Origin of the sequence: Micromonospora sp. NPDC049203 (assembly GCF_043197215.1) — a bacterium.
Classification (GTDB): domain Bacteria; phylum Actinomycetota; class Actinomycetes; order Mycobacteriales; family Micromonosporaceae; genus Micromonospora.
Genome location: NZ_JBICSV010000008.1, coordinates 253,289 through 268,833 on the forward strand (window position 1 = coordinate 253,289; position 15,545 = coordinate 268,833).

Consider the following 15,545-nt stretch of genomic DNA (forward strand, 5'->3'; position numbering starts at 1 on the left):
CCCCGGCCCGTCAGGCGAACAGGGCGCTCACCGACTCCCCGTTGTGGATCCGCCGCATCGCCTCGGCCAGTGCCGGCGCCACCGACAGCACCTCAAGCTTCGGCACCCGCTTCTCGACCGGGATCGGCACCGTGTTCGTGCAGACGATCTCCAGTACGCCCTCCTGTGCGCTCAGCCGCTCCAGCGCCCCGCTGGAGAACAGGCCGTGCGTGCAGGCCAGCCGGATCGAACGGACCCGCCGCTCGTGCAGGTGCGAGATCAGCTCGATCACGGTGCTGCCCTTGGCGATCTCGTCGTCCAGCACGATCACGTCCCGGTCCGTCACGTCGCCGATGATCGTGCTGATCTGCACCCGGTCGTCGCTGTAACGCTGCTTGGCCCCGGCCGCGACGGGCGTGCCGAGCATCCGGGCGAACGCGGCGGCCTCCTTGGCGTTGCCGAGGTCCGGCGAGACCACCACCGCGTTGCTCAGGTCGTACCCCTTGAAGTGGGCGGCCAGCTCGCGCAGCGCGTGCAGGTGGTCCACCGGGACGCTGAAGAAGCCGTGCACCTGCGGCGAGTGCAGCGTCATGGCCAGCACCCGGTCCGCGCCCGCGGAGGTGAGCAGGTCGGCGACGAGCCGGCCGCCGATGGAGATGCGCGGCGCGTCCTTCTTGTCCGACCGGGCGTACGCGTAGTGCGGCAGCACCACTGTGATCCGCGCGGCCGACGCGCCCCGGGCCGCGTCGATCATGAGCAGCAGCTCGACCAGGTGCTCCTGCACCGGTGGCACCAGCGGCTGGATGAGGAAGACGTCGCGCTCCCGGCAGTTCGCCTGCAACTGCACCTCCAGGCAGTCGTTCGCGAACCGGGACACCCGTACCGGGTGCAGTGGAACGTGGAGGTGGGCGCAGATCTCGGCGGCGAGGTCCGGGTGGGCGGTCCCGCTGAACACGGCAATGTCACGCACGTCTGATGATCGTACGGGTCGCCGGAGGGAGACGGTGGGCGGTCACGGCGGGTACGGTGCTGCCGTGACCGCAGAGTTCGTCGCCGCCATCGACCAGGGCACCACGTCCTCGCGCTGCATCGTCTTCGACCGGGCCGGTGAGATCGTCGCCGTGGCCCAGCGCGAGCACCGGCAGATCTTCCCCCGGCCCGGCTGGGTCGAGCACGACGCCGAGGAGATCTGGACGAACGTCGAGCACGTGGTGCGCGAGGCGCTGGCGAGCGCCGACATCGGCACCGGGGCGCTGGCCGCGGTCGGCATCACCAACCAGCGGGAGACCACAGTGGTGTGGGACCGGGCGACCGGCCGCCCGGTGGCCAACGCGATCGTCTGGCAGGACACCCGCACCGGCCCGCTGCTGCGCGAGCTGACCGAGACGTACGACGAGGAGCGGCTGCGGACCCGCACCGGCCTGATCCCGGCCACCTACTTCGCCGGCCCGAAGCTGCGCTGGCTGCTCGACCACGTCGACGGGCTGCGCGAGCGCGCCGAACGCGGCGAGGTGCTGTTCGGCACCATGGACAGCTGGCTGATCTGGAAGCTGACCGGCCGGCACGTCACCGACGTGACGAACGCCAGCCGCACGATGCTGATGGACCTGGAGACGCTCGACTGGGCCCCGGAACTGCTCGACGCGCTGCGGATCCCGGCCGCCGTGCTGCCCGAGATCCGCAGCTCCGCCGAGGTGTACGGCACCGCCCAGGGGGTGCTGGCCGGAGTGCCGGTGGCGAGCGCGCTCGGCGACCAGCAGGCGGCGCTGTTCGGGCAGACCTGCTTCCAGCCCGGCGAGGCCAAGTGCACCTACGGCACCGGCAGCTTCCTGCTGCTCAACACCGGCGCCAGCCCGGTGCCGTCCCGGCACGGCCTGCTCACCACTGTGGCGTACCGGATCGAGGGTCAGCCCGCCGCGTACGCGCTGGAGGGCGCGATCGCGGTCACCGGCTCGCTGGTGCAGTGGCTGCGCGACAACCTCGGCCTGATCTCCACCGCACCGGAGGTCGAGGAGCTGGCCCGCACCGTCGACGACAACGGCGGCTGCTACGTGGTGCCGGCCTTCTCCGGCCTGTTCGCGCCGCACTGGCGCAGCGACGCCCGGGGCGTGGTCGCCGGGCTGACCGGCTACATCACCAAGGGGCACCTGGCCCGCGCGGTGCTGGAGGCGTCAGCCTTCCAGACCCGCGAGGTGGTGGACGCGATGAACGCCGACTCCGACGTGGCGTTGCGGCGGCTGCGGGTCGACGGCGGGATGACCGGCAACGAACTGCTCATGCAGTTCCTCGCCGACGTGCTGGACGTGCCGGTGGTCCGGTCCCGGATCACCGAGACGACCTGCCTCGGTGCCGCGTACGCCGCCGGTCTGGCCGTGGGGTTCTGGCCCGACCTGGCCACGCTGCGCGAGAAGTGGCGCTCGGACGCGCAGTGGGAGTCGACGATGGACCCGGCGCACCGGGAGCGCGAGCTGCGCCAGTGGCGCAAGGCGGTCCAGCGCACGCTCGACTGGGCCGACTGAGCGTCAGTCCCAGCGGTTGCCGGTGAGCTTCTCGTACACCTCGACGTAGCGGGCCCGGGTCGCCTCGATCACCTCGGCCGGCACCTCCGGCGCGGGCGGCTGCCTGTCCCAGCCGCTCGCCGTGGCCCAGTCCCGCACGTACTGCTTGTCGTAGGAGAACTGGGCGCGGCCCGGCTGGTACGACTCGGCCGGCCAGAACCGTGACGAGTCGGAGGTGAGCACCTCGTCGCCGAGGACCAGCGTGCCGTCCGGCGCCCAGCCCAGCTCCAGCTTCGTGTCCGCGATCAGGATGCCCCGCTCGGCGGCGATCTCCGCGCCACGCCGGTAGACGTCGATGGTGATCTGCCGCAGCCGCTCCGCGACCTCCGGCCCGACCTTGTCCACCACCTGCTCGTAGGTGATCGGCTCGTCGTGCTCGCCCTTCGGCGCCTTCGTCGACGGCGTGAAGATCGGCTCGGGCAGGATCGACGCCTCGACCAGGCCGCGGGGCAGCGGCACCCCGGAGACCGAGCCGGTGCGCTGGTACTCGGCGAAGCCGCCGCCGGTCAGGTAGCCCCGGGCCACGCACTCGACCGGCACCATCTCCAGCCGCCGGCAGCGGATCGCCCGGCCGGCGAACTCCGCCGGCACGTCCGTCGCGGAGATCACGTGGTTCGGCACCAGGTCGGACAGCTGCTCGAACCACCACAGCGACAGCGCGGTGAGCAGGCGGCCCTTGTCCGGGATCGGGGTCGGCAGCACCACGTCGTAGATGGAGACGCGGTCGGTGGCGACCAGGATCAGGTCGTCGCCGTCGGCGTAGACGTCCCGGACCTTGCCCGAGTGCAGAAGTTCCACGGCGCTAGTACACCATGACCGGCGTGGACCGCCCGGCGCGCCCACCGCCGTCCCGCCCGGCGTTGACACCCGGGCGGGGGCCGGTGAAATGATCCGTTCACCCCACCTTCGGGAGAGACCCCGTGCGCGCTCCGCAGTCCGTACCCCGTCCCGGGCTCGACCGGCGACGGTTCCTCGGCGCGCTCACCGGGCTGCCGCTGGCCGCCGGGCTGCCGGTGCTCGCCGGGTGCGGCCCGGACGAGGTGGCCGCCGACGACGGCCCGATCGAGCTGTCTGTGTTCTGGTGGGGCGGCGCCCGCCGGGCCGCGGCCACCGAGCAGGCGCTGCGGCTGTACTCGCAGCAGAACCCGCGAGTCAGCTTCCGGGTCACCTGGCAGGGGCTGGGCGGCTACTACGACCGGATCGCCACCCAGGCCACCGGCGGGAACCCGCCGGACCTGTTCCAGATCGACGACACCCTGCTCGCCGAGTACGCCGGCCGGGACATCCTGCTCGATCTCACCCGGTACGTCGCCGACAAGCGGCTCGACCTGCGCGAGGTGCCGGAGCAACTGGCCCGCTACGGCCAGGTGGACGAGCGGACGGTCGGTGTGCCGGCCGCGCAGACGAGCGCGGCGCTGGTGTTCAACCGCCGGCTGCTGCGCCGGCTAAGCGAGCCCGAGCCGCGTACCGGGATGTCCTGGAAGGAGTACGCGTCCTGGGCCGCCCGGGTCACGCGCGCCTCCGGCAACCGGGTGGCCGGCACCATGGACGCCTCCGGCGACTACCGGGCGTTCTGGTTGTGGCTGCGCGGCCAGGGCAGCGAGCTGTACCAGGGGCGGCAGCTCGGGTTCAGCTCCGCCGAACTGCTCGCCTGGTTCGAGTTCTGGGAGGTGGCGCGCTTCGACCGGGCCACACCGAGCGCCGCCCTGGTCGAGCAGGCCGACAGCGGCGAGCTGGCCCGCCAGCTCGTGGTCACCGGGCACACCGCCGCCTCCTTCGCCTGGTCGCACCAGTTGCCGGAGCTGCAGGGCCTGACCGACGACGAGCTGGGCGCGGTCGCCTTCCCGGGCACGCCCGCCGCGCAGTGGCCGCGCGCGTCGATGTACTGGGCCGGTTTCCGGGGCACCCGCCACCCGGGGGCGGTGGTGGACGTGCTCGACTTCCTGACCACGAACGTGGCGGCCGGCCGTCTCCTCGGCCTGGAACGCGGCCTGAACGCCAGCAAGCAGGTGCGCTCGTTCGTCGCCGAGGAGGTGACCGGCCGGGCCGAGAGGCGCATGGCCGCGCTCGGCGCCGAGCTGGCGGATCTGGCCGGCCCGTCGCCCGCGCCGCCGCCCAAGGGGCACGCGGCGGTGCGCACGCTGCTGATCGAGGCGGCCGAGAGCATCCGCGCCAAGCGGGCCGGCGCCCGCACCGCCACCTCCCGCTTCATGGCCCAGGCCAACACCGCTCTCGCCGGGTGACCCGCCCCACCCCGCCCGGCGTGGGCGGGGTGGGCAGGGGCGTCAGCGCGGGGGCCGGTTGCGGCGGCCGCGAGTGAGCAGCACCACCAGCAGCACGATGCCGCCGACCACCACGAGGCAGCAGAGCAGGCCGATGATGCCGAACCCACCACGGGAGCGGCGGCGGGCCGCCTCCACCACGATCTCGCCGGTACCGCTCGACGCCCAGGCCGCGACCGGCACGAAGACCGAGAGCACGACCGTACCGAGGACCGCGCCCAGGCGGCCCCACCACTTGTTCCATGCAGACATGCCCCCATCCTCGCCGAGACCCGCAACCGGGGCACGGCGGACAGGGCGGATGTCGCCGGACACGGCGCGGGGTCGCCGGCACAGTCCGCGTGGCCCGACTCACGATTAACCGTCCATTTGGACTGTTAGGGTTCCCTGGTGACTTCCTCCCTGCCCTCGACCTCCGCACGGGCCCTTGCCGGAAAGCGGGAGTGGGCGGCCCTCGTGGTGCTCGTTCTCGTGGTCCTCCTCCTGGCCGTCGACGGGACCGTCCTCTACCTCGCGGTCCCGTCGCTGACGGAGGACATCGGGCCCACCGCCACCCAGATCCTGTGGATCGGGGACATCTACGCCTTCGTGCTCGCCGGGCTCCTGATCACGATGGGCAACCTCGCCGACCGGATCGGTCGCAAGCGGCTGCTGATGATCGGCACCGTGGGGTTCGGCTCGGCGTCCGTGCTGGCGGCCTTCGCCACCACCCCGGAGGTGCTGATCGCGGCCCGCGCCCTCCTCGGCCTGGCCGGCGCCACGCTGATGCCGTCGACGCTCTCCATCGTCCGGTCGATGTTCGCCGATCGCGCCCAGCGGGCCCGGGCCATCGCGCTCTGGTCGGCCGGGGCCACCGCCGGCGCCGCGCTCGGCCCGCTGGTGGGCGGCGTGCTGCTGGAGCGCTTCTGGTGGGGATCGGTCTTCCTGATCAACGTGCCGGTGATGGTGCTGGCGCTGGTGGCGGGATGGCTGCTGCTGCCGGAGTCGAAGGGTGAGGCGCCGGCCCGGATCGACGTCGGCTCCTCGGCGCTGTCCATCGCCACGATCGTCCCGCTGGTCTTCGCCCTCAAGCGCCTCTTCAGCGACGGGGTCGACGCGCTCACCGTGACGGCCACCGCCGTCGGGCTGCTGGCCGGATGGTGGTTCGTACGGCGGCAGAACCGCCTGGCGGTGCCCCTGCTCGACGTCTCACTGTTCCGGGTGCCGGCGTTCTCGGGTGCGCTCGCCGCCAACGTGCTGGCCATCTTCGGGTTCCTGGGGCTGCTGTTCTTCTTCTCCCAGTACCTGCAACTGGTTCGCGGCTTCGGCCCGCTCAAGGCAGGCGTCGCCGAGTTGCCCGGCACACTCGCCGCGGTGCTCGTCGTGGCGCTGATCGGCGTCCTGCTGTCGCGGCTCGGTGCGGGCCGCGCGATCGGGCTGGGACTGCTGGTCGCCGCCGCCGGGCTCACCGTCATGGGGCTCAGCGTCGACCTCCGGACCTACTGGGGGCTGGGCATCGGCCTCGCCGTCATCGGGCTCGGCATCGGTGTCGCCATGACCCTCTCCACCGACGCCGTCGTCGGCGCCGTCCCGGAGCGGCGCGCGGGCGCCGCTTCGGCGGTGGCCGAGACGGCGTACGAGCTGGGGGGCGCGCTCGGCATCGCGGTCCTCGGCTCGTTGCACGGGCTGCTCTACCGTTCGTCGCTGGCCCTCCCCGCCGAGGCCACCGCCGCCGATCGGGCACTGGCGGAGGACTCCCTGGCGGCGGCCGTGTACGGGGCACCGGCACCCGGCGTGGTGGCCGCGGCGCAGGACGCGTTCGCCCAGGCGATGCAGTCCGCCACCTTCGTCGCCGCCGTGATCCTGGTGGTCGCCTCGGTAGTGGCCTGGAAGATCATTCCCTCCGAGCCCGTGTCTCCTGGAGGTGCACGTGTCGACCACTGAACGTCGTCCCATCCGCGATCGTGCGCGCACCCGGCGAGCGGTGCTGGACGCCGCCGAACGGATGATCACCCGCCACGGCGCCAACGTCAGCCTGGCCGCCGTCGCCCGGGAGGCGGGCGTCACGAAGAGCGGCCTGATGCACCACTTCCCCTCCCGGGAGGACCTGCTCGCCGCCCTGGTCGAGCAGGTGGTCACACGCGTCTGGGAAGAGGTGAACGCCCACGTCGACAGCGGCGACGAGCGGCCGGGCGCCTTCACCCGTGGTTACGTGCGCGCCCTCACCGGAGACAGCGCGTACCTGGCGGAACTGGGCAGCGCCACCGGCCTGCTCGCCCAACTCGGGGTCGACAGCATGGAGCACGTGCTGGCGGTGGACCCCGAGGACCCGGCACGCTGGAACCGTGCCTTCGAGGCCGACGGCCTGCCACCGGGCCGGGTCTGGGCCGTCCGGTACGCCGCGGAGGGGCTCGCCATCGCCATCGGCACCGCCTATGTCACTGACGAACAGCTCCGGCTGGCCCGTGCGGAACTGCTCGTCCTCACCGAGACGGCCCCGGAATGAGTTCAGGCCCGGAATCCGTGGATTCCGGGCCTGAACTTTGGTAGCGGGGACAGGATTTGAACCTGCGACCTCTGGGTTATGAGCCCAGCGAGCTACCGAGCTGCTCCACCCCGCGTCGGCTCGTACAGCTTATCGCACTCCGATCCTGGAGATCAGCCGGGTCCCCCGATCCGGCGCGCGGCCGGCGGAAAGGCGACGCGGCCGGCTGGTGGCGCTTGCCGGGCGGAACGACGAAGGCCCCGGAGAGAACTCCGGGGCCTTCGTCACGAGTAGCGGGGACAGGATTTGAACCTGCGACCTCTGGGTTATGAGCCCAGCGAGCTACCGAGCTGCTCCACCCCGCGTCGGCTCGACAACCGTAGCGCACCGACCCGGTGAGGCGCAAAACGGGTACCCGGTGGCGACGCGGCCGGGCGTCCCGCTCGACGGACGAGACGAGACGAGCCCGTGGCCCGGGTGACCGTTGCGGTCCCGGACCACGGGCTCGTGGTGTCGGCTCGTGCTGTCGGCCGGGGCGTCAGCCGCCCGGTGACGGCGCGGGTGACGTCGGCGCCGGTGGCGAGACACTGCCCGACGGCGCCGGGTTGCCCGAGCCGTTCGACGCGGCCTGGGCCTGCTGGAACGCGCTCATCGCCTCGTCCAGCGCCTTCAGCGCCCGCCCGTACCGCTCGAAGTCGCCGGACGCCTGCGCGGCCTTGACCTCACCGATCGCGGTCTGCACCCGGGCGGCCGCCTGGGCCAGTTCCCCGCTCACCGGCGGCGTGTTGGTGTCACCCGCGGTCGGCGACGGCGTGGGGCTGTCGGGCGTGGGCCTGTCGTCGGTGCTGGGCGGCGGGTTGTTGTTCGGCGCCCGCTTGCCCTGCTCGACGAGCTGCTTGATGCCGTCGCTGAGGTTGTTGGCGAGCACCACGTACGAGCCGCCGTCACCGTAGGAGAGCAGCACCTTCTGCAGCAGTGGGTACGCGTCCTGGCTGCTGCTCTTCACGTACACCGGCTCCACGTAGAGCATGCCGTCGGCGAACGGCAGCGAGAGCAGGTTGCCGTACTGCACCTGTGCCTGGTTGGACGACAGCAGGTTGAGCTGCTGCCGGATGTCGCCGTTGTTCGTCATCTGCTGGTGCACCTGTGTCGGCCCGGAGATCCGGGTCTGGTCCGGCAGCTCCAGCACCTCAAGTCTCGGCTGCCCGTCGACGTACGACCCGGACACCAGCGCGGCCAGGTTCTGCCGCCCGTTCGGGGTGACCGCCGAGGTCAACTGGAAGCGCGGCCCCTCCTGCCCGGGGAACTGGGTGAACAGGTAGTACGGCGGCTGCTTCTGCCCGCTGTCCGGCGCGTCCGGCACGTTCGGCACCTGCCAGAAGTCCTGGCCGGAGTAGAAGTCGCCGGGATCGGTGACGTGGAACTTGGTGAGCAGGTTGCGCTGCACCTTGAACAGGTCGGCCGGGTAGCGGAAGTGCTCGGCCAGCTCGGCCGGGATGTCGCCCTTGGGCAGCACCACGTCACCGCCGAACGCCTTGTTCCACGCCTTGAGCACCGGGTCGGCGTCGTCGTACGAGTAGAGCTTGACCGTGCCGTCGTACGCGTCGACAGTCGCCTTCACCGAGTTGCGGATGTAGTTGACGTTCTCCCGGGCGAGCTGGAACGTGCCCCGGCCGGTCAGCTCGTCGGCCGTCTCGGCCTGGAGGTTGACCCGCTCGGCGTACGGGTAGGTCGCCGCGGTGGTGTAGCCGTCGATGATCCACAGGACGCGCCCGTTCACGACCGCCGGGTACGGGTCGCCGTCGAGCGTGAGGAACGGCGCGACCTTCTCCACCCGGTCGCGCGGGTTGCGCACGTACAGCAGCTTCGAGTTCTCGTTCACCGCCTCGGAGAGCAGGAAGTTCGACTCCTGCTCCTTGATCGCGTAGAGCAGCCGGCGCGGGAACGAACCGATCTTGACGCCGCCCTCGCCGGTGTAGGTGTAGTACTGCTCACCGCCGGTGGAGGTGGGGCGGTCGAACTCGACGTTGCGGTCGCCGTTCTGCCCGACGATCGCGTAGTCGTTCGCCTCCATCCGCTCGCCGTAGTAGATCCGCGGCTGCTGGGCCGGGATCTCCTCGGTCGGCGCGGAGCACGCCTCCTGCGCCTTCTCGCCGAGGAAGCCGGAGACGAAGTACGGCTGGCCGCCGCAGACCACCTGGTTCGCCGGGGCGGCCACCAGGCCGTACCCGTGGGTGTAGACGGTGTGGCGGTTGATCCAGTTGTTCTGCTGGTCGGTCAGCTCGCCGTAGTTGATCTCACGGACGCCGACCACGTAGTCGGAGGTCTTGTCCTTCACCGAGTACCTGTCGATGTCCAGCTTCGAGCCGAAGTCGTAGAAGCCACGGACCTGCTGGAGCTGCGTGTACGTCTCGGAGACGAGCTGCGGGTCGAGCAGCCGGATGTTCGACACCACCGAGGTGTCGGTGGCCAGGCTGGCGGGTGGTACGAGGTTGCTGGCCGCGTACGGCGTGGTCTTCGTGCCGTCGAGGCCGAACGCGGACCGGGTGGCCTTGATGCTGCGTTCGATGTACGGCGCCTCCTTGTCCCGGGCGCTCGGCTTGACCTCGAACGTCTGCACCGCCCACGGGTAGATGCCGCCGATCGCCACCGCGGACACGCCGAGCAGGGCGAGCGAGATGCCCGGCCAGACCAGGTTCCGCATGACCGCGTTGGAGAACACGATGATCGCCAGGGCCACCACGATCGAGATCCAGGCGAGGATCTCCTTCGCCGGCAGCAGCGCGTTCACGTCGGCGTAGCCGGCGCCGTAGAGCTTGGCGCCCTCGTTGTACTCCAGCAGCATGGCCCGCCGGTCCAGCACGTATGCGACGGCCTTGAGCAGCACGAACACGGCGACCAGCGAGCTGAGGTGGGCGCGGGCGGAGTTCGTCATCCGGTCGCCGACGCCCTGGAGCCGCACCCCGCCGAAGATGTAGTGCACGGCGAGCGCGCCGAGCAGCGACAGCACCACGACGGTGAAGCCGACGCCGAGCAGGTAGCGCCAGAACGGGAGCTGGAAGACGTAGAAGCCGACGTCGACGCCGAACTCCGGGTCCTTCACCCCGAAGTCGCCGCCGTTGCGGAACAGCAGCCACTGGGCCCACCGGCTCTGCGCGGAGAGGCCGGCGAACAGCCCGACGACGGCGGCGGCGAGCGCGATCCAGGTGCCGAGCCGCGGGCTCAGCAGCATCCGGTAGCGCTCCAGCGTCGCCTGCTCGGCCGAGTGCGGACGCATCCGGGGCCGCAGCCGGTACGCCAGCCAGAGGTTGCCGCCGACGATCAGCGCCATGCCGACGCCGACCACCAGGAACAGCAGCAGCCGGGTGGCGAGCACGCCGGTGAAGACCTGGGTGTAGCGGACCTCGTCGAACCAGAGCCAGTCGGTCCAGGCGTTGACGCCCCACCCGAGGAGGGTGAACAAGACGAACACCCCGATCAGGACACCGATGGTGACGCGTCCGCGCCGGCTCATCCTCGGTAAGGGACTGCTACGCATGACCACTGTTTGGCTCCGCACGCTCGATGTGATCGGCTCCGACCAGGCACCAAGAGTACGGGGTGTTCCTGAGCACGTCGGGTCAAGGTCACGTCACGATCCGCCCGGTAGCCGCCGGCCGGCCCGCCTCAACAGCGCGTCGGCTGCCCCCCGGACCGCAACGTTTCGAGCGCCTTCAACGCCTCGTCGAGCGTGGCGACCTTCAGCAGCGGCAGGTCCGGCTGAGGGTTGCGGACCGCCTCGGCGCAGTTGTCAGCGGGCACCAGGAACGCCTTAGCGCCCGCGTCCTTGGCGCCGACCAGCTTCTGCGCGATGCCGCCGATCGGGCCGACCCGGCCCTCGTCGTCGATGGTGCCGGTACCGGCGATGATCTTCCCGCCGGTGAGGTCGGCCGGCTCCAGCTTGTCGATGATGCCGAGCGAGAACATCAGCCCGGCACTGGGACCGCCGATGTCACCCAGGTCGATCTTGAGGTTGAACGGGTGCGGCTGCTGCTGGTCGATCTCCACGCCGATGCGCGGCCGGCCGTCCTGTTCGCGGCTGGTCACAGTGGCGGTGCCCGGGGTGTCGCCCCGGGTGTAGCCGATCTTCAGCGCGGTGCCCGCCGGCTTGGACCGGATCAGCTCGGTGAGCTTGGCCGCGCTCGTCACCTGCACCCCGTCGACCGAGGTGAGCACGTCGTCGGGCCGCAGCACGTCGACCGACGGGCCGCCCGACGTGACCGCCTTGACCAGCACCTTGACCGGGTAGCCCAGTTGGCGCAGCGCCGCCGTCTCGGCGCTGGTCTGCGAGTTCTGGAAGTCCTCCGCGTTGCGCTTCTCGACCTCCTCCTGCGACTCCCCCGGCGGGTAGACCAGTTCCCGCGGCACCACCGCCTCGTCCGAGGAGAACCATCCGGCCAGCGCCGACCGGAGCCGCACCGTCGGCTGCACACCGACAGTGGTGAGCCGGAGCTGACCGGCGGAGGTGGACGTCGCGCGGCCGGTCACCTGGATGACCTCCTTGCCGTCCTCGCGGCCCAGCGTGTTCACCGTCGGACCGGGGCCGAGCACCACGTACGGCAGCGGCACGCTCAGCACACCGATGCTGAGCAGGGCGGTGAGCAGGGCACCGAGGAGGACGGTCACGCCGCGACGTCTCATGCGCCAGAGCGTACCGATCCGACCCCCGCCATCCGGCGCGGTGACCGGCGGACTTCGCCCTCAGCGCAACGCCGAGTGGCCCGACCTGCGGCGGGCCCCGCGTACCGTAGACGTCGTGCCTGATATTCCGTTCGGCTTCGCGCTCCCGGGTGGTCAACCACCAGACCCCAACGACCCCGCGGCGATGCAGCAGTTCATGTCGCAGTTGCAGCACCTGCTCTCGGCGCCGGGCAGCGGGCCGGTCAACTGGGACCTCGCCCGTCAGGTGGCCGCCAGTCAGCTCGCCGCCGCCGGCGACCCGGCGGTGTCGCCGTTCGAACGCAACGCGGTCGAGGAGGCGCTGCGCATCGCCGACCTCTGGCTGGAGCCGGCGACCTCGTGGCCCTCCGGCATCCGCACCTCGGTCGCCTGGAACCGCAACGAGTGGATCTTCAAGACGCTCGACGTGTGGCGCAAGCTCTGCGACCCGGTGGCCAGCCGGATGGTCGGCGCGATGGGCGACTTGGTGCCACCGGAGGCCCGCGCCCAGCTCGGCCCGATGCAGTCGATGGTCGCCACGCTCGGCGGCGCCCTCTTCGGCGGCCAACTCGGCCAGGCGCTCGGCTCGCTCGCCGCCGAGGTGCTCTCCGCCGGTGACATCGGCCTGCCGCTGGGCCCCGCCGGCACCGCCGCGCTCGTTCCCGCCAACATCAAGGTGTACGGCGAGGGCCTGGAGCTGCCCGAGGACGAGGTACGCCTCTACGTGGCCCTGCGCGAGGCCGCTCACCAGCGCCTGTTCCAGCACGTGCTGTGGCTGCGCGGGCACGTGCTGACGGCGGTGGAGAACTACGCCGCCGGCATCCGGGTCAACCGGGAGGCGATCGAGGAGGCGATGGGCCGGGTCGACCCGACCGACCCGGAGTCGATGCAGGCGATCGCGCTGGAGGGCATCTTCACGCCGGAGGACACGCCCGCGCAGAAGGCGTCGCTGGCCCGGCTGGAGACAGTGCTCGCGCTGGTCGAGGGCTGGGTCTGCCACGTCGTCGACAGCGCCGCCGGTGACCGCCTGCCCAACGTGGTACGCCTCGGCGAGGCGTTCCGCCGCCGCCGCGCCGCGGGTGGCCCGGCCGAGCAGACGTTCGCCGCGCTGGTCGGCCTCGAACTGCGGCCCCGCCGGCTGCGCGAGGCGTCGGTGCTGTGGGCGGCGCTGACCGAGCACCGCGGCATCGCCGGGCGGGACGCGGTCTGGGGCCACCCGGACCTGCTGCCCTCCGACGACGACTTCGCCGCCCCGGAGGCGTTCGCCACGACCAGCACCGATCTCGACGACGAGCTGGCGAACTTCGACTTCTCCGCCCCCGGCGCCCCGGAGGAGAAGGCCCCCGGCGAGGACGACGACAAGCGCTGACGCAGTACGCGACGGGGCCCGCACGGATCACCGTGCGGGCCCCGTCCACGTCCCACCCCCGCCCCACCCGCCACCCCACCCCGCCCATCCCACCGTCGATCTTGGAGTTGTGGCGCCCAGGATGTCCCGAAGGCGGCTTCTGTCAGGTGCCACAACTCCAAGATCGACGGGGCAGGGAGCGGGCGGGCGGGGCGGGGAGCGGGCGGGGCGGCGGGCGGGGTGGGCGGCGGTCAGACGGGGCGGCCGGACAGCAGGGCCCGGGTGGCCTCCCAGCCCTCGACCGCCGGATCGAGGGCGGCCAGGTCGGCGGGGCCGCGCAGCCGGTGCCAGCCGGCGGTGACCGCCACGTCCCCCGGGTTCGGTGCCGCCCGCCGCACCTCGGCCGGGGCGGTCGTGTCCAGATCCAGCGCCGGCAGCCACGCCGGTACGGGCAGTCGCGCCGCCACCCCCAGCAGCCCGGTTCCGCTCCCCTCGGCCGGGGCCACCGCCACCGGCCGGGTGGTGAGCGGCCGCAGCAGCTTGCCGAGCGTCAGCCCGGGCAGGTCCGGCGTGTCCGCCGCCACCACCGCCACCTGGTCGTAGCCGGCTGCGCCGTCCTCGTGGACCGCCTGGTCGCCGGTGATCGCCGCGAACACCGCGTTCGGCGTCGGCTCGGTCACCTCGTACACCTGGGTGCCGGGCCAGACCACGGCGTCGGCCAGCCATCGGTCCCGGGCCGTGACCGCCACCGCTGTCTCCACCTCGTTCAGGGTGGCCAGCAGGTCCACCACGTCCTCGGCGAGCGCGGCACGCCATCGCGCCGGATCGATTCCGGGCGGTGACCAGGTCACCGGGCCGAGCAGCGCCACCACCACACGTCGCGACATCCGCCGACCTTAACCCCCGCCCCGACCCGCTTCCGTGCACGATCATGAGGTTGGCGGTGACGAAGCGGACGAAACGCCGGGCCAACTTCATGATCGACCGCAAAGGCGGGAGGGTCAGGGGACGGCGGCGGTGGCGGCAACGCCCTCCAGGTAGCCGCGGGCCCGCTCCGACCTCGGGTAACGGGCGACGAGCGCCCAGAACTCGGCGTTGTGGCTCGGCACGATGAGATGAGCCAGCTCGTGCAGCAGCACGTAGTCGATCACCCAGTCGGGCATGTCCTGGACGCGGTGCGAGATCCGGATGGTGCGGTCGGCGGGCGTGCAGGAGCCCCAGCGGCCGTTCTGGTTGGTGACCCAGCGGACGCTCGCCGGGGCGGCGGCCGAACCGTACTCGGTCAGGTAGCTGTCGATCAGGCGGGCGGCGCGGGCGAGCAGTTCGGCGTCCGAGCGGGCCAGGCGGCCCTCGCGGGCGGCGAGCCGGGCGAGCATCCGGTCGACCCACTCGCTCTCCTCGGCCCGGGAGAACTGGTCGGGGATCAGCACGACGACGCGCTCCCCGTCCCGGTACGCGGACACCGTGCGCCGCCGGCGCTGGCTGCGCCGCACCTCGACGACGGGCTTCCGCGTCACGGCCATTACCGGTCCGCGCAGCCTCGGTTGACTGTCACGAGGGAAAGGTAATGCGTACTGACCAGGGCTCCGCAAGAGTCAACACGACGACACGCGCCCGGAAAATGGTGGTTGATTGTCCGGAGTCCGGAAAAAATTCTTTGCGACGGTAGCTGACCATCACCTGACCGGCCCTGTTCACGTTAAGTGATCTACGACGGGTGACGGCCGGCGGGGCGGCGCGAAGCGGATCTGGGTGCATTCATCCGGCGTGTCCGCGCGAAACTGACTTATCCGATGTTACTCGGCATGCACACTCTCGACGTCGACTTGCTCACAGAGTCGGCGTACAGCTGACATGGAACCGCCCAGACCTGGGTAGGGTCCGCCAACCACGGTCAGGTGACTGGCCGCGGAGAACCCCCGGCGCCGGTGCCACGCGTGGCCCGCCGCAGGGAGACCCGCCGGACACCTCCGGCGGACGAGACGAGGAGGCTACCGTGGCCGACCAGGCCCAGACCTACAACGGTTACTGCGTGAAGTGCAAGGAGAAGCGGGACTTCGAGGGGCACGTGGAGGTCTCGAAGACCGGCATGAACATGGCCAAGGGCAAGTGCCCGGTGTGCGGCACAACAGTGAACCGCATCCTGGGCAAGGCCAAGGTCTGACCCGTAGGACAACACACGGGGGAGGGCGGCCGGTGGCCGCCCTCCCCCGTCG

At 71.6% G+C, this 15,545-nt stretch carries 13 protein-coding genes and 2 tRNA genes; 6 read left to right on the plus strand and 9 right to left on the minus strand.

Annotation, left to right across the window (positions count from 1 at the left end):
• Nucleotides 1–10: 10 nt before the first annotated feature.
• Nucleotides 11–949, minus strand: a complete 939-nt coding sequence (locus ACGFIA_RS22465) for a ribose-phosphate pyrophosphokinase (RefSeq protein ID WP_357383678.1) — start codon at nucleotides 947–949, stop codon at nucleotides 11–13.
• Between the two features lie 64 nt (nucleotides 950–1,013).
• Here ACGFIA_RS22465 and glpK point away from each other — a divergent pair, with 64 nt between their 5' ends.
• Nucleotides 1,014–2,498, plus strand: a complete 1,485-nt coding sequence (gene glpK / locus ACGFIA_RS22470; protein WP_357383676.1) for a glycerol kinase GlpK — start codon at nucleotides 1,014–1,016, stop codon at nucleotides 2,496–2,498.
• 3 nt (nucleotides 2,499–2,501) lie between these two features.
• On the opposite strand, the gene ACGFIA_RS22475 is transcribed toward glpK, so the two are convergent.
• A complete protein-coding gene (locus ACGFIA_RS22475) occupies nucleotides 2,502–3,335 on the minus strand; it encodes a phosphoribosylaminoimidazolesuccinocarboxamide synthase (protein ID WP_357383674.1) in 834 nt (277 codons plus the stop codon).
• Nucleotides 3,336–3,457: 122 nt separating this feature from the next.
• Between ACGFIA_RS22475 and ACGFIA_RS22480 the strand changes: the two genes are divergently transcribed.
• Nucleotides 3,458–4,780 carry an ABC transporter substrate-binding protein gene (locus tag ACGFIA_RS22480; RefSeq protein WP_393261818.1) on the plus strand — a complete coding sequence of 441 codons (1,323 nt, stop codon included), beginning with the start codon at nucleotides 3,458–3,460 and terminating at the stop codon, nucleotides 4,778–4,780.
• 42 nt (nucleotides 4,781–4,822) lie between these two features.
• Here the strand turns inward: ACGFIA_RS22480 and ACGFIA_RS22485 are convergent, their stop codons facing one another.
• On the minus strand, nucleotides 4,823–5,071 hold the full coding sequence (locus tag ACGFIA_RS22485; RefSeq protein ID WP_013475255.1) for a hypothetical protein: 249 nt from the start codon (nucleotides 5,069–5,071) through the stop codon (nucleotides 4,823–4,825).
• 138 nt (nucleotides 5,072–5,209) lie between these two features.
• On the opposite strand from ACGFIA_RS22485, the gene ACGFIA_RS22490 reads away from it, so the two are divergent.
• Together ACGFIA_RS22490 and ACGFIA_RS22495 are read left to right on the plus strand one after the other, a co-directional pair.
• Nucleotides 5,210–6,742, plus strand: coding sequence for an MFS transporter (locus ACGFIA_RS22490; RefSeq protein ID WP_357383669.1), 1,533 nt, complete (start codon nucleotides 5,210–5,212; stop codon nucleotides 6,740–6,742).
• Nucleotides 6,729–7,304, plus strand: a complete 576-nt coding sequence (locus ACGFIA_RS22495) for a TetR/AcrR family transcriptional regulator (protein WP_357383667.1) — start codon at nucleotides 6,729–6,731, stop codon at nucleotides 7,302–7,304. The genes ACGFIA_RS22490 and ACGFIA_RS22495 overlap by 14 nt, the downstream gene beginning before the upstream one ends.
• A 38-nt stretch (nucleotides 7,305–7,342) precedes the next feature.
• On the opposite strand, the gene ACGFIA_RS22500 is transcribed toward ACGFIA_RS22495, so the two are convergent.
• The 4 genes from ACGFIA_RS22500 to ACGFIA_RS22515 form a co-directional block, all read right to left on the minus strand.
• A tRNA-Met gene (locus ACGFIA_RS22500) sits at nucleotides 7,343–7,419 on the minus strand.
• Nucleotides 7,420–7,574: 155 nt separating this feature from the next.
• Nucleotides 7,575–7,648: transfer RNA gene (locus ACGFIA_RS22505), tRNA-Met, on the minus strand.
• 173 nt (nucleotides 7,649–7,821) lie between these two features.
• Nucleotides 7,822–10,821: a UPF0182 family protein gene (locus ACGFIA_RS22510; protein ID WP_357500654.1), complete on the minus strand. Its 3,000-nt coding sequence runs from the start codon at nucleotides 10,819–10,821 to the stop codon at nucleotides 7,822–7,824.
• Nucleotides 10,822–10,949: 128 nt separating this feature from the next.
• Nucleotides 10,950–11,963, minus strand: a complete 1,014-nt coding sequence (locus ACGFIA_RS22515) for a PDZ domain-containing protein (protein ID WP_357500653.1) — start codon at nucleotides 11,961–11,963, stop codon at nucleotides 10,950–10,952.
• A gap of 115 nt (nucleotides 11,964–12,078) precedes the next feature.
• Between ACGFIA_RS22515 and ACGFIA_RS22520 the strand changes: the two genes are divergently transcribed.
• A complete protein-coding gene (locus tag ACGFIA_RS22520) occupies nucleotides 12,079–13,350 on the plus strand; it encodes a zinc-dependent metalloprotease (protein ID WP_393261824.1) in 1,272 nt (423 codons plus the stop codon).
• A 230-nt stretch (nucleotides 13,351–13,580) separates the two neighbouring features.
• Here ACGFIA_RS22520 and ACGFIA_RS22525 read toward each other — a convergent pair whose 3' ends face one another.
• Nucleotides 13,581–14,216: a hypothetical protein gene (locus ACGFIA_RS22525; RefSeq protein WP_357500651.1), complete on the minus strand. Its 636-nt coding sequence runs from the start codon at nucleotides 14,214–14,216 to the stop codon at nucleotides 13,581–13,583.
• A gap of 114 nt (nucleotides 14,217–14,330) precedes the next feature.
• Nucleotides 14,331–14,852, minus strand: coding sequence for a M48 family metallopeptidase (locus tag ACGFIA_RS22530; protein WP_357383657.1), 522 nt, complete (start codon nucleotides 14,850–14,852; stop codon nucleotides 14,331–14,333).
• A 473-nt stretch (nucleotides 14,853–15,325) separates the two neighbouring features.
• Here ACGFIA_RS22530 and ACGFIA_RS22535 point away from each other — a divergent pair, with 473 nt between their 5' ends.
• Complete coding sequence (locus tag ACGFIA_RS22535) at nucleotides 15,326–15,493, plus strand: DUF5679 domain-containing protein (RefSeq protein ID WP_007464795.1); 168 nt, start codon at nucleotides 15,326–15,328, stop codon at nucleotides 15,491–15,493.
• Nucleotides 15,494–15,545: the final 52 nt, after the last annotated feature.